Source organism: Planomonospora corallina, assembly GCF_042650625.1.
In the GTDB taxonomy this organism is placed as follows: Bacteria; Actinomycetota; Actinomycetes; order Streptosporangiales; family Streptosporangiaceae; genus Planomonospora_B; species Planomonospora_B corallina.
Genome location: NZ_JBHSBM010000025.1, coordinates 213,498 through 227,951 on the forward strand (window position 1 = coordinate 213,498; position 14,454 = coordinate 227,951).

At 68.8% G+C, this 14,454-nt stretch carries 21 protein-coding genes and 1 tRNA gene; 8 read left to right on the forward strand and 14 right to left on the reverse strand.

The genetic code is table 11. The features are described 5' to 3' along the window. Positions 1-46: 46 nt before the first annotated feature. The 4 genes from ACFOWE_RS22965 (at position 47) to ACFOWE_RS22980 (ending at position 2,041) form a co-directional block, all read left to right on the forward strand. Positions 47-505, forward strand: a complete 459-nt coding sequence (locus ACFOWE_RS22965; RefSeq protein ID WP_377291112.1) for a peroxiredoxin — start codon at positions 47-49, stop codon at positions 503-505. Between the two features lie 53 nt (positions 506-558). Continuing rightward, entirely contained in the window at positions 559-891 is a 333-nt protein-coding gene (locus tag ACFOWE_RS22970) for a hypothetical protein (RefSeq protein ID WP_377291114.1), read from the forward strand. A gap of 59 nt (positions 892-950) precedes the next feature. Further along, on the forward strand, positions 951-1,934 hold the full coding sequence (locus ACFOWE_RS22975) for an ROK family protein (RefSeq protein WP_377291116.1): 984 nt from the start codon (positions 951-953) through the stop codon (positions 1,932-1,934). Positions 1,935-1,966: 32 nt separating this feature from the next. Next, a tRNA-Val gene (locus ACFOWE_RS22980) sits at positions 1,967-2,041 on the forward strand. 56 nt (positions 2,042-2,097) lie between these two features. Here the strand turns inward: ACFOWE_RS22980 and ACFOWE_RS22985 are convergent. The 10 genes from ACFOWE_RS22985 to ACFOWE_RS23030 form a co-directional block, all read right to left on the reverse strand. Continuing rightward, positions 2,098-3,258: a tyrosine-type recombinase/integrase gene (locus ACFOWE_RS22985; RefSeq protein ID WP_377291118.1), complete on the reverse strand. Its 1,161-nt coding sequence runs from the start codon at positions 3,256-3,258 to the stop codon at positions 2,098-2,100. Further along, on the reverse strand, positions 3,258-4,940 hold the full coding sequence (locus tag ACFOWE_RS22990; RefSeq protein WP_377291120.1) for a replication initiator: 1,683 nt from the start codon (positions 4,938-4,940) through the stop codon (positions 3,258-3,260). Before ACFOWE_RS22990 ends, ACFOWE_RS22985 begins: the two co-directional genes overlap by 1 nt. After that, positions 4,937-5,146 carry a hypothetical protein gene (locus ACFOWE_RS22995; protein ID WP_377291122.1) on the reverse strand — a complete coding sequence of 70 codons (210 nt, stop codon included), beginning with the start codon at positions 5,144-5,146 and terminating at the stop codon, positions 4,937-4,939. The genes ACFOWE_RS22990 and ACFOWE_RS22995 overlap by 4 nt, the downstream gene beginning before the upstream one ends. A gap of 39 nt (positions 5,147-5,185) precedes the next feature. After that, positions 5,186-5,395 carry a hypothetical protein gene (locus ACFOWE_RS23000; RefSeq protein WP_377291124.1) on the reverse strand — a complete coding sequence of 70 codons (210 nt, stop codon included), beginning with the start codon at positions 5,393-5,395 and terminating at the stop codon, positions 5,186-5,188. A gap of 1 nt (position 5,396) precedes the next feature. Continuing rightward, positions 5,397-6,845, reverse strand: a complete 1,449-nt coding sequence (locus tag ACFOWE_RS23005; protein WP_377291126.1) for an FtsK/SpoIIIE domain-containing protein — start codon at positions 6,843-6,845, stop codon at positions 5,397-5,399. A gap of 87 nt (positions 6,846-6,932) precedes the next feature. Further along, positions 6,933-7,076: a hypothetical protein gene (locus ACFOWE_RS23010; protein WP_344861243.1), complete on the reverse strand. Its 144-nt coding sequence runs from the start codon at positions 7,074-7,076 to the stop codon at positions 6,933-6,935. Between the two features lie 301 nt (positions 7,077-7,377). Then, positions 7,378-7,557 carry a hypothetical protein gene (locus ACFOWE_RS23015; protein WP_377291128.1) on the reverse strand — a complete coding sequence of 60 codons (180 nt, stop codon included), beginning with the start codon at positions 7,555-7,557 and terminating at the stop codon, positions 7,378-7,380. An 83-nt stretch (positions 7,558-7,640) separates the two neighbouring features. Then, positions 7,641-7,949, reverse strand: a complete 309-nt coding sequence (locus ACFOWE_RS23020) for a hypothetical protein (protein WP_377291130.1) — start codon at positions 7,947-7,949, stop codon at positions 7,641-7,643. Beyond that, the gene (locus ACFOWE_RS23025) at positions 7,946-8,326 is read right to left on the reverse strand and encodes a plasmid replication, integration and excision activator (RefSeq protein WP_377291132.1); all 381 of its coding nucleotides are present in this window, start codon (positions 8,324-8,326) and stop codon (positions 7,946-7,948) included. Before ACFOWE_RS23025 ends, ACFOWE_RS23020 begins: the two co-directional genes overlap by 4 nt. 147 nt (positions 8,327-8,473) lie before the next feature. Continuing rightward, positions 8,474-9,262, reverse strand: a complete 789-nt coding sequence (locus tag ACFOWE_RS23030; protein ID WP_377291134.1) for a GntR family transcriptional regulator — start codon at positions 9,260-9,262, stop codon at positions 8,474-8,476. Positions 9,263-9,335: 73 nt separating this feature from the next. Between ACFOWE_RS23030 and ACFOWE_RS23035 the strand changes: the two genes are divergently transcribed. Next, positions 9,336-9,770, forward strand: a complete 435-nt coding sequence (locus tag ACFOWE_RS23035; RefSeq protein WP_377291135.1) for an NUDIX hydrolase — start codon at positions 9,336-9,338, stop codon at positions 9,768-9,770. A gap of 826 nt (positions 9,771-10,596) precedes the next feature. Here the strand turns inward: ACFOWE_RS23035 and ACFOWE_RS23040 are convergent. Both ACFOWE_RS23040 and ACFOWE_RS23045 read right to left on the reverse strand, forming a co-directional pair. After that, positions 10,597-11,124 (reverse strand): DUF6036 family nucleotidyltransferase, encoded by a 528-nt coding sequence (locus ACFOWE_RS23040; protein WP_377291136.1) that lies wholly within the window; start codon positions 11,122-11,124, stop codon positions 10,597-10,599. After that, entirely contained in the window at positions 11,121-11,513 is a 393-nt protein-coding gene (locus tag ACFOWE_RS23045) for a hypothetical protein (protein ID WP_377291137.1), read from the reverse strand. Before ACFOWE_RS23045 ends, ACFOWE_RS23040 begins: the two co-directional genes overlap by 4 nt. A gap of 482 nt (positions 11,514-11,995) precedes the next feature. Here ACFOWE_RS23045 and ACFOWE_RS23050 point away from each other — a divergent pair, with 482 nt between their 5' ends. Continuing rightward, entirely contained in the window at positions 11,996-12,184 is a 189-nt protein-coding gene (locus ACFOWE_RS23050; protein WP_377291138.1) for a hypothetical protein, read from the forward strand. Between the two features lie 42 nt (positions 12,185-12,226). Here the strand turns inward: ACFOWE_RS23050 and ACFOWE_RS23055 are convergent, their stop codons facing one another. Continuing rightward, on the reverse strand, positions 12,227-12,841 hold the full coding sequence (locus tag ACFOWE_RS23055) for a DUF6461 domain-containing protein (protein WP_377291139.1): 615 nt from the start codon (positions 12,839-12,841) through the stop codon (positions 12,227-12,229). 322 nt (positions 12,842-13,163) lie between these two features. Beyond that, positions 13,164-13,778, reverse strand: a complete 615-nt coding sequence (locus ACFOWE_RS23060; RefSeq protein WP_377291140.1) for a tyrosine-type recombinase/integrase — start codon at positions 13,776-13,778, stop codon at positions 13,164-13,166. Positions 13,779-13,886: 108 nt separating this feature from the next. On the opposite strand from ACFOWE_RS23060, the gene ACFOWE_RS23065 reads away from it, so the two are divergent. After that, positions 13,887-14,129 carry a hypothetical protein gene (locus ACFOWE_RS23065; protein ID WP_377291141.1) on the forward strand — a complete coding sequence of 81 codons (243 nt, stop codon included), beginning with the start codon at positions 13,887-13,889 and terminating at the stop codon, positions 14,127-14,129. Between the two features lie 100 nt (positions 14,130-14,229). Then, complete coding sequence (locus ACFOWE_RS23070) at positions 14,230-14,424, forward strand: hypothetical protein (protein ID WP_377291142.1); 195 nt, start codon at positions 14,230-14,232, stop codon at positions 14,422-14,424. Positions 14,425-14,454 lie beyond the last annotated feature (30 nt).

Below are 14,454 nucleotides of genomic sequence, written 5' to 3' on the forward strand. Positions count from 1 at the left end.
GGCAGGATGATGATGTTCGTCCATCATCGAGAAAAGGACCAGCGACATGGCTGTCGAGGTGGGATCCCCCGCGCCGGACTTCGAGCTGAAGGACCAGCACGGCGCTCCGGTCAGGCTCTCGGACCACCGGGGCAGGAAGGTCGTGCTGATCTTCTACCCCCTCGCCTTCACCGGCGTCTGCAACGGTGAGCTCTGCGCCCTGCGGGACGAGCTCGTCCCCGAGCTCCCCGAGGACGTGCAGGTCCTCACCGTCTCGGTCGACTCGGTCTTCGCCCACCGGGCCTGGGCCGACCAGGAAGGCTACGACTTCCCCCTGCTGGCCGACTTCTGGCCGCACGGCGAGGTCGCGCGGGCGTACGGTGTGTTCGACGAGGAGAAGGGCGTCGCGCTGCGGGGGACCTTCGTCATCGACGGCGAGGGCGTGGTCCGCTGGCGCGTCGTGAACCCGATCCCCGAGGCGCGCGACATCGCCGAGTACCGCAAGGTGCTCGCCGAGATTTCCTAAGCGGTGACCCGGCGGGGCGCGCTCCCGCCGTTCTCGACCACTCGGAGGCGATCATGCCCTGCTTCTCGTGCGGGGCCCGGCAGACCGACCCGGTCCGCGGCGCCAGTCCGTGGAAGCGCGGAGTGCGCAGGCAGACCCAGGTGCTGATCTGCCCGGACTGCCAGCGCACCCACGACCTGGATCTCGACACCTGCGCCTCGTGCGGCTCCATCGCGCTCATCTGCCGCCTCGGAGAGGTGGAGTGCCGCTCCTGCGGCGCGGTACGGCTCGCCGAGCGGCCCACCGCGGCCCCGGAACGGCCCTGCGCCCCGGAGCGGGCCGACGGCCTGGCCGACGAGGTCGCGGCGGCGCTGGACCGCGTGCTCGGCCGGTTCTCCCCCGCCTGACGGCCCGCGCTTCCTGGGCTAGGGTGATCCGGCGCGCGCCGCCGGAGAAGGAGGCGCCGGTGACGGGAGAGGCCGGGATGAGCGACTACGTGGTGGCCGTCGACGTCGGCGGCACCTCCATGAAGGGCGGGATCGTCACCCGCTCCGGCGAGCTGGCCGTGACCGGCCGCCGACCGACCGGCGCCGAGGGCGGGCCGGACAACGTGGTCGCCGTCATCCGCTCCTTCGTCGGGGAACTGGCCGCGCGGGGCGCCTCCCTGCTCGGGCGGGGACCCGCGGCGGCCGGCATCGCCGTACCGGGGCTGGTGGACGACGCGACGGCCACCGCCCTCTACGCCGCCAACCTCGGCTGGCGAGACGTCCCCGCCACCGCCCTCGTCCCGCTCGACGTCCCCGTCCTGCTCGGCCACGACGTGCGCACCGGCGGGCTGGCCGAGAGCGTGCTCGGAGCCGGCCGGGAGCTGTCCGACTTCCTTTTCCTGCCGATCGGCACCGGCATCGCGGGCGCAATGATCATCAAGGGCGGGCCGTACGGCGGGACCTCCGGCTGGGCCGGCGAGATCGGGCACATCCCGGTCTTCCCCGAGGGGGAGCCGTGCGCCTGCGGCCAGACCGGCTGCCTGGAGACCTACGCCTCCGCCTCGGCCGTCGCCCGCCGTTACTCGGCCCGCGCCGCGTCCCCCGCCACCGCCGAGGAGGTCGCCCGGCTCACCGCGGCCGGCGACCCGCTGGCGGTGAAGGTCTGGGACGACGCGGTCGAGGCGCTGTCGCTGGCACTGGCCACCTACACGCTCCTGCTGGACCCCTCCGCGATCGTGCTGGGCGGCGGCCTGGCCGAGGCCGGAGCCCTGCTCTCCGACCCGCTGGCCGCCCGCCTCGGCGAAAGGCTGACCTTCCGCAGCGCCCCGCCGCTGCGCAGGGCCGCCCTCGGTGTCTCCGCGGGCATGTTCGGCGCGGCCCTGCTCGGCTGGCGGGCGGCCGGAGCGCCGGAGGCGGGGGCCTCCTGGACGCTCGATGTGCCGAAGACCCCCGCTGTGCCGTAAGGTTGTATCCCGTCTGTGTGACGGGATTTCCCGGGCGCTTAGCTCAGCGGTAGAGCGCTCGCCTTACAAGCGAGATGTCACTGGTTCGAACCCGGTAGCGCCCACCAGCGAAAACGCCCCGTTTCCGATCATGGAAACGGGGCGTCGTGCCATTAGCGTGCCATTAGCCGATCCGGGCGGGCACTCCTGAAGATCCTTCGTCGTCGTCCGGGCGGACCTCGGAGATCTTGTCGTTCATCGCGTCTGCGATCTTCCGATCGGCTTCCGTCGTGCGGTGCTGGTAGATCAGTGCGGCCCGCACCGAGTCATGGCCCATGCGCTCCATGAGGTCCCGCAGGCTCGCGCCCGAGCTGGCCGCGATCGTGTTCCCGGTGTGCCGGAGATCGTGGAAGTGCAGTTCCGGGTAGCCGATCTTCTTGCGGATCTCGACCCACTTGCTCGCCCGGTAGAAGTTGCTCCGCCGCATCCGAGCGCCACGGGCTCCGGTGAAGACCAGCGCTTCCGGCTGTGGCCCGGTGAACTCGGCGAGGTGATCCTGGAGCGCCGGAATGATCGCCGTAGGGATGGCGACCGTACGGGCACCGGCCCGGGACTTCGGCGGACCGACGATCAACTCTCCCGAGTCCAATTCGACATGCTGTTGCCGAACGCTGACCGTGCCGGCGACGAGGTCGAGGTCCATCCGGCGCAGCGCCGCCGCCTCACCCCAGCGCAGACTCGCGAAGGTGGACAGCAGGATGAGAGCGCGGAGGCGTTCCGGCACCAGGTCGGCCAGCTCGAACACCTTGGCCACCGTCAGGACCGGCCGCTCGTCGGGCTTCTCCTCCCCGGCGCCCCGGATGCGGCAGGGATTGCGCGGGATGATCTGGTCATCGGTCGCGGTCATCAGCACGGCCCGCAGGAACCGGTAGGACTTGGCAACCTCGGACGAGCCGACACCGCTGCCGATCAGGGTGACCCGCCACTCCCGGACCATCGCCGTATCGATCTTCCCGAGCGGGACGTTGCCGAGATGCGGAACGACGAACCGCCGGAGAAGCCCTTCGTAGATCTCCACTGTGCGGGGCCGGAGGTTGGTCCGCTCCCTGATCCACTTCGCGGCGTAGTCGCCGAGCTTGACCTTGGCCCGCTGAGGGTCGGTCCACCCGCCAGCGGTGAGCTTGGCCTCCAGGAGGGAGAGCGCCTTGTCCGCGTCGCGCTCCCGCTCGTAGGTCGTCTCACCGGTCCGCATCCGGCCGTCAGGACCGGGATAGCGGATCTGGAACCGGCCGGAGGGCAGCTTGCGGATACTGCCGAACCGTCGTTTGCCGGGCTTGTTCGCCATCACGCCGCCCTCCTCTTCTCGGTTGCCGAAAGATCTTGTCCGTCTGCTCTGGCCCGTAGCTCGTCGCGCAGGCGTCGCCAACGTTGGCGCTCGGCCACGGCCAGGAGGAGCCGCTCACCCAGCGGCCGAAGGCCGGGGTCACCGGATGGGACCGGCCGCCAGGAGTAGCGGCCCGGGTCGGTCTCCTCCGTTGCCGAAAGACCGAGCGCTTCCAGGGCGAAGGCCCGCCGGTCGGCCCGGTGATCGGTCAGCGTCTTGTTCGACCACTTCCGGGAGACCAGCACCCGCCGGCCCGCGTAGCCGAGGTGTTCGGGCTTGTGCGCCTTGCCTCGACACCGGCCCGGGACCATTCCGGCACGGGCGTTCTTCGGCTGCACGCCGTAGCGCAGCCAGTTCGCGCAGGTGGGCGAGCACGGCTCGTAGCGCAGGGCCTCGACCATCCGGGCGGCGTGCGCCTGGCGGGCCTGCTGGTCGGGATCGTCGGGGCCGCCGGTGCTGACGCTCTCGCCGATCGACTTGGTCAAGTACTTGGAGATGTAGCCGATCGCCTTGTCGGCGTCCTTGGTGCCGGCCATGATGCCGTCCGCCTTGACCTGCTCACCGAAGCGGATCACGTGCATGGGTTCGTCGTCGTCGCCGATCGCGTCCAATGCCTCATCCCAGGTCGGCAGGACCTCGCCCGTGGCCGGGTCGATGTAGTCGCCGCTCTGGCGGTCCGGGTACGGCGTGCCGTCTTCGCGTTCGGCCCGCTCCACCCAGACGGGCAGGTGCTCGCCCTCGAAGCGCACCACGTCCACCGAAGGCCACCACACCTGGTGGTAGGTGGCCGCCGCGATCTGCTTGATCTCCGCCCGCGACAGGGTGCCCCGCATGGCCATGTGCAGATGCGGCGCCAGCCGTTTCTGCGGCTCCACCGCGGCGAAGTACTGCACGTCATAGCCGGCCACCCGGCGCAGGTTCTGCACGAAGCGGTCCACCAGGCGGGCGAAGTGGATCGCATCCCGGGCGGCCCGCCGGTAGTCGTAGGCGTCCGGATCGACCGGCACCCCGCGATCGGTCTGGATCTTGCCGTAGGAGGGCAGGGTCAGCGTGATGAACATCGACGGACGGAACCGCCTGCCGTCCCGTCCGGTGTAGGTCCGCCCGAGCGTCGTGGCGACCCTGCGTCGCCTGGGCAAGTCCGGGGCATCCTGGCGGCGGCGGGTCGAGCGCTTACGAGCCGTCGAGGCCCGACCGGTCACGCTGCCCCGCATCCCGGCGGCCCGGATCTCCGCATCCAGACCGCGCAGCACCTCGTCATGCTCGCTGGTGTCCTCGCCGGCGGCGTGGGCGGCGTCCCGCTTGGCCTGCCAGTCAGCGCGGAACTCGATCAGCCACCGCTGTTCCTCGGTTGGCGGCTTGGGCGGGATGACGGGTTCGGTCTCCAGGTGCCAGCCCTCGCGGCACTGGGCCATGCGCAGCAGCCGGTTCCGCTCCGCGCAGGGAGCGCACTTGCTAGCCAGGGTGGCCCCGCACGGCAGATCGAACAGCCTGGTCTCGCCGGTGACCTCATCCAGGCGGTACATCGGGATAGGGCGCAGGCACACGCCGTACTCGGCGGCGATCTGATCGACGACATCCCGGGCGAGCGGTTGAGCCATCCGCAGCGCCCGGGGCGTCGTCCGGTCGGTCGAGGTGGTCACTTGGCCGTGCTCCTGGCGGTGCTCTTGCGGGTACGGCGAGTGGGCTTGGCCGGCGCAGGCTCCGGCATGGGCTCGGGTGCGATCAGGACGAGGGACGCCTGTCCGCACTCGGTGCAGGTGATCTGCTGGGTCTCGGCGTCGAGCCAGCAAGTGCCCTTGGCCTTGCAGGTCGGGCAGCGGTGCCCGGTCAACGGTTCGGCACTCATCGAGCCACCTCCACACTGAGGATGCTGGGACGGGTCACGTCAGCTCCCCTTTCGTCGGTCGCGGGTGAACTCGGCGTCGGCACAGGTCTTGTGGCACGGGACCTGAGCGTCATCACACAGGAACGTCGGCCGGTGGCAGATCCGGCACGGCAGGCGGCGACCGCCGAGCCAGTGGTTGACGCCGTCGTCCTGGCCGGTCCAGTCGAGGAAGCCGCGCTCACGAGCCGGGGCGGGGCGCTTGCGAGCCATCTCATGCCACCTCCTCCGAAGGCACCTCGGGCAGCGCGGGCGAGGAGGCGAACTCGGCCACCATCGCGTGGATGTCGGCGTCGCAGACGTAGGCCGCTCGCACCCGCACCGGGTCCGGCGAGGTCTCCAGCCGCACGAAGCCGACGCCCGCGCCGCGCTCGGGGATCGGGGAGATCTGATCGGCCAGCGCGCCCCGGTCGCGGGCACCTTCGCCGAGGACCATGTCCACCTGCTCCGACTCGTCCAACCGGAGCGCGATCTTGTCGGGGAACAGGTTGCGGATGCTCATGACCTCCTTGCGGGGGTCCTGGAGCGCCGCCAGTACCCCGACACCGACCGCCCGGCCCTGCGTGGTCAGCGTGGCGAGCGCGGCCTTGACCCGCTCCCGAAGGTGCTTGTCGGTCTGGTAGGCGGTCAGGAACGCCACCTCGTCCACGACCACGAGCACGAACGGGTAGGCCACGGACGGCGTGTGCGAGCGCTGGTGACCGGCGTACAGACCGGCCCGGTCGTGCATCAGCGCGACCGTCTCCTCCAGCGCATCGGCGCACTCCTCGGGAGAGGAGGCATAGCGGTGGAACAGCTCCCGGCCATAGGACAGCTCCATGAGCTTGGGGTCCAGCCCGATGATCTGGACCAGCCCGGCCCGGACCGCCGGCAGCAGACCACGCACCGCAGACCAGATGATCGAGCCCTTGCCCGAACCGGTCGCACCCGCCACCAGAACGTGCGTGCCGTGCAGCTTGAGCGTCCATGGCCGACCGTCCTCACGCTTGCCGACCGGCACCGCGCCCAGGTCCACCGCAGGCGGGATCGGCAGCGCCTCGATCGGGGTTGCCAGCGGATCACGACGCGGGAAGGTCAGCAGCAGCCGACCGGCCCGCACGATCGAGACCCGGCAGGAGAGTGCGCCGAAGGCGTGCGCGAGGTGGTCGGTGCGCTTGGCCCAGTCCTCCACCGACTGACCCGACAGCATCTTGACCGTCACCCGGTCGGTGAAGTCGTCGCAGGACACGCGCACGAGCACGGGCAGGTAGTCGCGGCCCTTCATCACCTTGGACAGGCCCGCGATGACCATGACCGGCTGCCAGTGCCGCCGATAGATCCACATCCAGCGCCAGAAGGCCAGCAGCCGCCAGCCGGCCACGGCCAGGAACGAGACCCGGTGCAGCAGCGCCCAGACGACTCCGAGGACGAGCACGGAGCCGACCAGGAGCCCCGCCCAGGTCCAGCCGTAGCGCACGGCCACGGCAGCGGGGACGAGGAGCGAGGCGACCGCGGTCGGGTGCCGCCAGACGGTGTGGACGATCCCGGCCAGGAACCGCCACAGCGCGATCACGATCACCACGATCGCGGGTGTGTTGACGACGGTGGGCCGGAACACGATCGCCGTGTCCGGCGTGGTGGACACCAGATCACGGGCGGTGTCACCGGGGAGTTTGCGCAGCATAAACTGAGGTCCTTCCTGATCCTTGCTGGGAACCGGGGAGATCAGGGGCCACCGGAAGTTGCCGCTTCACGGTGGCCCCGCGTGATTTCAGGACTTGCCGTCCCGCTTGTCGCCGTCCTGGCCGGCCTGCTCGGCGAGCATCCGGTCGTAAGCGTCACGGACGCTCTGCGGCTCTCCGTTCGGCCATCCGGCGTGACGGGGGATGTGGTGCACCGTGGTCTGTCGTGCCATGCTGGAGATCTCCTTTCGAGGAGCCCCGGCCCGACGTTCTTGGTCGGATGGACGGGCCGGGGTCATGATCGGAACGTGTCGGCTCAGCGCGTGGGGAGCGTGCCGCGGCCCTTGCAGTCGGGGCACTTCGGACCGGTCTGGCGCCAGCCCTTGCCCATAGTCCAGGTCTGGGCGGAGATACGGCCCTGACCGAAGCACCGGCTGCACTGGAGTGGAGCGGGCTGCTTGAGCGGGTTCCTCATGCCGAGGTCCTTTCGAGGAAGGGGCCGACGTTCTTAGTCGGATGGACGGCCCGGATCGGTCAGATGGCGCGGCAGTTCTGGGCGTGCTTGTCGGCCTCGAAGCGGTATCCGTCATCCTGGTCTCCGCAGCCGGAGCACTCCCACTTCCCGTAGTCGTCGAGCTTGTTGACGTTCGGGCGGTGGTTCCAGGTAACGACCTGGCCGCCGACGGTGCGGTACTTCACGGTCTTCTTGCTCACACTCGCCTCCTTGTCCTTGCTGGGAACCGGGAAGATCAGGGGGTCATCGGAAGTTGCCGCTTCACCACGGCCCCGCGGACTGGTCAGCTCTTGTCGCAGGCGACGGCGTCGCGGTAGGGGTGGCGCCCCCTCGGGCCGGCGGAGGGCAGCCCGCGCCACCGGCGCTCGATCTCGACGGCGAAGCAGTGCGCGGCCTGCGCCAGCTCCCGCGCGAACATCACCGCCGCCGCGTCCAGCCGATCAGCCGGGATCGTGACGGTGACCGTCGCCTTGTCCGCCGCGACCTCGAAGATCGGCGTCCGAGCCGGATACGTCCGGCAGGTCGCCGATCCCTGGCCGTCCACGTGCAAAGACGTGATCTGCCACGAGCCGTTGCCCCGCCCGGCCATCACGCCGCGTCCTTACCGGCCGCCGGAGCCTGCTTGATGCCGTGCGGCTTGACGATCGCCGTCGCGCGCAGCGAGTAGGCCATGCGGCCCCGGTCGTTGACGTACGGAGTCACCGTCAGCCCCTCGAACTCCACGAGCTCGAACGGCTGACCGGTCGGCGGCACCGGCTGAACCGGCGCGATGATCTTCACGGTCGTCTCCCGGGAACGACCGGTCAGCTCGGGGTCCATGTCCATGACCCGGCACTGGTAGACCCGCAGGCCCGTCACCTTGTCGATCGCGGGAGTCCGCCGCTTGGTCTTCTCGTCGTAGTCCTGGGCCTCAACGATCGAGTCCGGGACCAGATTGCAGCCGTTCGGGAAAACGTCCTCGAACCTCACGCTGAAGCGCGTTCCACCCTTAAGAGCCACTGCTCTACCTCCGCTGTTGGGACCTCGGCCGATCCAAGGTCTCTACTAGGCGTCTACTCGACTAGAGGAGTTATTGCCTGACTCCTTTATGACTCCTCTAGACGAGTTCGTCAAGCCTTACCGGGCGGGAAGTTCGTACGAGAGCACGTAGGCGTCACTCGACATCACGGTGTCGCACACCTCTACTGGGGTGCCGTCTGTAGCGTAGGCCGTACGGACCAGGTGAAACACCGGGACTCCAGGAGCAAGTTTGAGCGCCCGTACCTCATCCCGCAGGGGCATCCGCGACTTGATCTCTTCCACGAAGCGATCAAGTCGGTAGCCCTTCTCCTCTATCCGCGCGTAGATCCCGCCCGGTCCGCTGTCGGGCTGCATGATCTGAGTACCTTTGGCGATCTTCGCGGGAACGTACGAGATGGCCGTTTCCACCGGTTGCCCGTTGATCAGGTAGCGGCGGGATCGGGAGATCACACGGTCCTTCGGCCCGAGCTTGAGAAGTTCGGCCACGTGTGCCGAGGGCTTCACTTCTGCGATCTGGATGGAGTCCACGGACGGCTTGCCGCCAGCGCCTTCGGTCTCGGCGATGAACGCCGCCTTGCCCTGTTCGCGGTGCCGGCGGGCGAACCGGTCGGAGGCCAGGCGACGCACCGGAGGATGCGAGCGAACGAAGACACCGCGTCCGTGTTCGGCCACCGTCAGGCCCTCGCTCTGGAGGACTTGCAGCGCGTTACGGATGGTCATGCGTGCGACGCCGTAGTGTTGCATGAGCGTGGCCTCTGAGGGCACCTTGTCACCCTCAGCGAGTTGACCGCGTTCGATCGCCTCACGGATGTGATCGGCGATCTGGCGGAAGACGGCCCGGTCGCTGATCGGGTCCAGGTTCGGCAAGGTCAGCGATTCGGCCACTGGCCAACTCCTCAACTCGTACATACGTGTACTACCGTCGATGATAGTGAGACATCGAACGCGGAGGTAGCCGATGAACCCCCAAGACGCGCACTCTGTCAGCGTGGCGGGTGTGATCATCGATGACCAAGGCCGAGCGCTCCTCACCCAGCGCCGAGACAACGGCCACTGGGAAGCGCCAGGAGGAGTGCTGGAACGAGCCGAGGACATCACGACGGGTCTTCTCCGCGAAGTCGAAGAGGAGACCGGCCTCCAGGTCGAGCCGGTTGCCCTGACAGGCGTCTACAAGAACATGAACCGAGGCATCGTCGCCCTGGTCTTCCGCTGCAAGGCCGTCGGCGGAGAACTCACCGAGACCGACGAGACTCGGGCCTTCCGCTGGGTTACCGCCGACGAGGTTCGCGCCTTGGCATCGGAAGCATTCGCCGTCCGTGTCCTGGACGCCATGAGCAACGACCACGTGCCGGCGGTACGTCAGCACGACGGGGAACGCCTGATCAGCGCGTAGCTTGCCGAATTGCTCTTATGGGTATCAAGGCGGCGGCGCGCCGCGCCGCCGCACCCCGGCCCAGCGTCGCGGACCCCGGCCGCGCATGCGGCCTGGGGGCCGGTCACGGCCGGGGCCGCACTCGGGCCGCGCGCCGACCGCCGGCCCCGCCGTACCCACCAACGCGCCGACCATCGGCCCGCCGCCGCCCACATCGAGGTCCTTTGATGCCTCCGGCGGGGGCCTCGGCTCCGGGATGATCGCGATTGCCGGACTGGAGACCGTAGGTGGCTGGGGTAAGCCTGATCGTCCCGCCTGCCACGTCCCAGGCGGAGCCCAGCAGACCGACTCCTCCAGATCAAGCCCGTCTGTGCCTCTTGGCGTCCGATGACCGAGGAACGGCCACCGGCTGAGGGACACGCGAAGACGGGCTTGCTCCTCCGTCGTCGGCCCGCTGCCCTACGGGTGGGACGAGGCAGACGGGAAGATCAGGCAGGGGAGGAGCGTGCAGGTAGGCACCCTGATGGCCGAGGTCGAGCGCCGTGCCATTAGCGTGCCATTCGAGCCGGGGAAGCCGACCTGATCCTCGTGATCCGCAGTCCCGCTGACGTGCGGTGAGAGGCATGATCACCGTGCCATTAGCGTGCCATTAACCAGCGTGGGACAGGGCCGACAGGCGACAACCCAGCCAGGTGGAGCCGCAGGTCAGAGGCACGCCAACAGCGATCATGGCTCCTTACAAGCGAGATGTCACTGGTTCGAACCCGGTAGCGCCCACCAGCGAAAACGCCCCGTTCCTGATCTCGGGAACGGGGCGTCTGCCGTGGCCCGCTGATCGACGTTGCCGTCAGCTCCCGTCGAACAGGTCTTCCAGCATGAGGCGAGCGCGGTCGGGAACGGGTTCGTCGGGGAAGATCTCCATGCAGAGGGCAAGCACCTCATCTACGGAGCCGAGCGCGAGTCTCTCGACGAGAGTACGGATGTCACCGGTGTCACGTCGCCGAGCAGCCAGGACTTTCATCGCGAGCAGATGCTCTGCTGAAGCCGCGGACACACGCAACCCCGGATGGTCGAAGACCCGGCGGGCCGAACCGTCCGTACCAGGGGCGACATAGGCGCTGGCCTGCTCGTTGAGCCACCACGATGGCAGCCCGAGTTCGGAGGCTACTGCGCGTGCCTCGTCCAGGACGACTCCATGTGGTTCGAAAACGGCGTCGATGTCCCGGGTGGAGCGTCGGGCGTCGTAGGCGAGCGCCATGGCCGCCCCACCGAACACATATAGATCGGCTACGACTCCGCGCCGGGCGAGACGATCACCGAGCCGTCGGAAAGCGTCCTCGATCGCAGCCCGGTCGAGAAGAGGGGCGTCGCTCACGCGACCTCCAGCTCCTGAGGGTGGATGAAAACACCACGGCGGCGGAAGGACGCGGGGGCGTGAACGAAGGCGTCCACGCGGGCGGCTGGGGTGTTGAAGGGAAACCAGAAGCGCCGGAGCCGCCGGGTCTCGGTCCACGGGGGGGCTCCTGCGCCGTCTCTGGCTGCGAGGTGCTCGGCCAGCGCGGCGAGAAAGACGTCCCATCGAGAGTCACCGGTGCTGGGAGGTTCCACGGACAACAAGCTCACCCGAGCAGAAGACGGCTCGTGGCGGTACTCCTCCAGAAACTCGGCGATCAAGCGCCAGCGTGTCTCCTCATCGGGATGATGGGTCAGCCAACCCGCGAGCACTGCGATGGAGGCGGCCTGATACTGCTGTGCGCGCTTCATGGTTACAACGTTAGTCCAATACCGAGGACGCACCCGGTCCATCGGCTCCGTCCGTGAAGCCGGAGCCGGTCCGCTGGAGGCCAACCTCGTCGGCTCGCTGGCCTACCAGACCGTCAATGTCGGTGATGTGCAGGAAGGCGTGGCGTTGGCGCACGCTGCTCTGGCAGCGGCCGGGCCGGATGCCTCACCGCGGCTCCGCGCGCTGACCTGGGACCGCGTCGCCTGGGCGCACGCTCGCATCGGAGAGGCCCAGCCGGCCATGAGAGCGCTGGGCGAGGCAAGCGTGGCTCTGGACAACACTGCCAGGGCTGATGAACCGCCCTGCCTGTACTGGGTCAGCGCCGACGAACTCCAGATCATGGAGGATCGCGCCTACACCGAGCTGCGCCGCCCGCTGCGGGCCGTACCTCTGCTCTCCGAGGTCCTGACGCTACGACGCCACGCACGTCCGGGAACTGGCGCTGTACCTGTCCTGGCTGGCGGTGGCCCTGGCCGACGCCAACGAGCCGGAGGAGGCGGCGCGCACGGCCTCCCGGATGCTGGACTTGTCCGCCGACCTGACCAGCGACCGCACCACCCAGCGCGCCCGCGTGGTCCTGGCCCGGCTCAAGCCCTACACCGACGCTCCCCAAGTGCGGGAGCTGCTGACCCGCTATCCCATGAGCGCCTGAGTCCGCTGGCGGACCGGTCTCTACGCGGACCTGCGGATCAGTTCAGTTCTCAAGGGGCTCTGCGCCGAGGAACCGCAGATCCAACGTCTCCGGGGAGAAGGGAATCCCGGTGATCCTGGTCGCCAGGGCGAACGAACGCTCCATCGGGAAGTCGATGAACGCGTTGGCGATGTCGATGTCATGCTCGGGGTTCAAGCCGACCTCGCGCATCTCCTTGATGAAGCGGTCCGGATCGCTTCCTGACCGATCGTCTGGGCGCATCGGGTCGAAGTGGACGACCGACTCACCATCAACGATGTAGGCGAAGCTGTCCGAAGCGTAGTCATGACGGCAGACCGACACGACCTCGGTTCCCTGCGAGACCGGGCCGTACATGTCGGAGTCGACGGCGATCTTCCATCCTCCGGGTTCGATGACCAGGGTCCAGTCACCGACCTTCGCGGCGCCGATGTAACCGGCCGAGTCGGCCCTCATGCTCTCCACCGAGCGCTCGTCCAGATCCTCGGCTGTCACTCCTTCCTCCATGGTGCTCTCGTCCACGCCGAACCGGCGGAGGACCTCGGCTGGGGAGAGTCCTCGGACGAAGGACACGCAGTAGATTTCGCGCAGTTCCTCACGGCCGGAGAGCCAGCGGAACTCCTCGGGGCACTCTGTCATCGTCACTCCTTCGATCACGTGGACGGCATGATCGCAGCCGTCCCCGACAGAAAGGGCTCGAAGGTCCGATCGATAAGGGAACCTCGGCGATGGCCCTGGTCTCAGGGATGCCTTCTGGGTGACAACGACCGTGGACGCGGTCGGACGCCGGTGGACGGCCGGAGACCGTAGCCCCAGCTCAGGACTGAGATCGGTCCTGGTCGGGGAGTCGTTCGGATTGCCTTACAAGCGAGATGTCACTGGTTCGAACCCGGTAGCGCCCACCAGCCAGAACGCCCCGTTTCCGATCATGGAAACGGGGCGTCGTGCCATTAGCGTGCCGTTAGCCGATCCGGGCGGGCACTCCCGAAGATCCTTCGTCGTCGTCCGGGCGGACCTCGGAGATCCTGCCGTTCATCGCGTCGGCGATCTTCCGATCTTCCGTCGTGCGGTGCCGGTAGATCAGCGCGGCCCGCACCGAGTCATGGCCCATGCGCTCCATGAGGTCCCGCAGGCTCGCGCCCGAACCGGCCGCGATCGTGTTCCCGGTGTGCCGGAGATCGTGGAAGTGCAGCTCCGGACAGCCGATCTTCTTGCGGATCTCGACCCATTTGCTCGCCCGGTAGAAGTTGCTCCGCCGCATCCGGGCGCCACGGGCTCCGGCGAAGACCAGCGACTCCGGCTCCGGCCCGGTGAACTCGGCGAGGTGGTCCCGGAGCGCCGGAACGATCGCGGAGGGGATGGCGACCGTACGCGACCCGGCCCGGGACTTCGGCGGACCGGCGAGCAGTTCTCCGGAATCCAGCTCGACATGCTGTTGCCGAACGCTGACCGCGCCGGCGACGAGGCCAAGCGGCGGCGCGCCGCGCCGCCGTACCCCGGCCCTCTGCCGCCCGCCGTCCGGGCGTGCGGCGTGGGCGCCGGTCCCGGCCGGCGGCGCCCCGGGCCGTAGCCGCACCACAGACCCGCCGCACCGGCCAGCGCACCGACCATCGGCCCGCCGCCATCGAATCGACCGGCGTACCCGCTGTTTCAGGACCGGTGCAGCGCCCTAGTATCGACGCCTGTGGCCCGCCTGATCTTCCTGACCCTGGGAACACTCGCCCTCCTTCTAGGCGGCTGCCAAGCCGTAGATCCCGGGAGTAGCCGATGGGAGGGAACAGGCACCATTTTCGCGCTGATCGGTGTCGGCTTCATGATTGCAGCCGTCGCCATGGCCATCATCGAGCCGAAGGATGAAACCCCAGATGCCTCCGGCGGGGGCGCTCGGCTCCGGGACGATCAAGAGGAGCAGGAGCCGGGCTCGTGAGTGGCCAGGCGAGGCCTGATCGTCCCGTCCGCCACGTCCCAGGCGGAGCCCAGCAGACCGACTCCTCCACTTCGAGCCCGTCCGTGCCTCTTGGCGTCCGATGACCGGGGAACCGCACCACCTGGTGGATCAGTTGCCGGAGGCGGAGCTGCGTCCGGCTCTGGAACTGATCCGGGGCCGCCTGGAGGAGCACGAAGGAGTCGAGCGCGATCTCCCGTTCTTCGCCTCCTTCGAAGCCGAACCTGAGCTGTCCGAGCGGCACAAGGAGGTCCTCCGTTCGGAACGGGGCCGCTGAGGTGCTCCTATGCGACACGGGCGTGCTCCT

What these genes read in the sequence shown, in the direction of transcription:
- ACFOWE_RS22965 (WP_377291112.1), top strand. Translation starts at nt 47, where the DNA reads ATGGCTGTCGAGGTGGGATCCCCCGCGCCGGACTTCGAGCTGAAGGAC.
- ACFOWE_RS22970 (WP_377291114.1), top strand. Translation starts at nt 559, where the DNA reads ATGCCCTGCTTCTCGTGCGGGGCCCGGCAGACCGACCCGGTCCGCGGC.
- ACFOWE_RS22985 (WP_377291118.1), bottom strand. Translation starts at nt 3,258, where the DNA reads ATGGCGAACAAGCCCGGCAAACGACGGTTCGGCAGTATCCGCAAGCTG.
- ACFOWE_RS22995 (WP_377291122.1), bottom strand. Translation starts at nt 5,146, where the DNA reads ATGAGTGCCGAACCGTTGACCGGGCACCGCTGCCCGACCTGCAAGGCC.
- ACFOWE_RS23000 (WP_377291124.1), bottom strand. Translation starts at nt 5,395, where the DNA reads ATGGCTCGCAAGCGCCCCGCCCCGGCTCGTGAGCGCGGCTTCCTCGAC.
- ACFOWE_RS23005 (WP_377291126.1), bottom strand. Translation starts at nt 6,845, where the DNA reads ATGCTGCGCAAACTCCCCGGTGACACCGCCCGTGATCTGGTGTCCACC.
- ACFOWE_RS23010 (WP_344861243.1), bottom strand. Translation starts at nt 7,076, where the DNA reads ATGGCACGACAGACCACGGTGCACCACATCCCCCGTCACGCCGGATGG.
- ACFOWE_RS23035 (WP_377291135.1), top strand. Translation starts at nt 9,336, where the DNA reads ATGAACCCCCAAGACGCGCACTCTGTCAGCGTGGCGGGTGTGATCATC.
- ACFOWE_RS23045 (WP_377291137.1), bottom strand. Translation starts at nt 11,513, where the DNA reads ATGAAGCGCGCACAGCAGTATCAGGCCGCCTCCATCGCAGTGCTCGCG.
- ACFOWE_RS23055 (WP_377291139.1), bottom strand. Translation starts at nt 12,841, where the DNA reads ATGACAGAGTGCCCCGAGGAGTTCCGCTGGCTCTCCGGCCGTGAGGAA.
- ACFOWE_RS23070 (WP_377291142.1), top strand. Translation starts at nt 14,230, where the DNA reads ATGACCGGGGAACCGCACCACCTGGTGGATCAGTTGCCGGAGGCGGAG.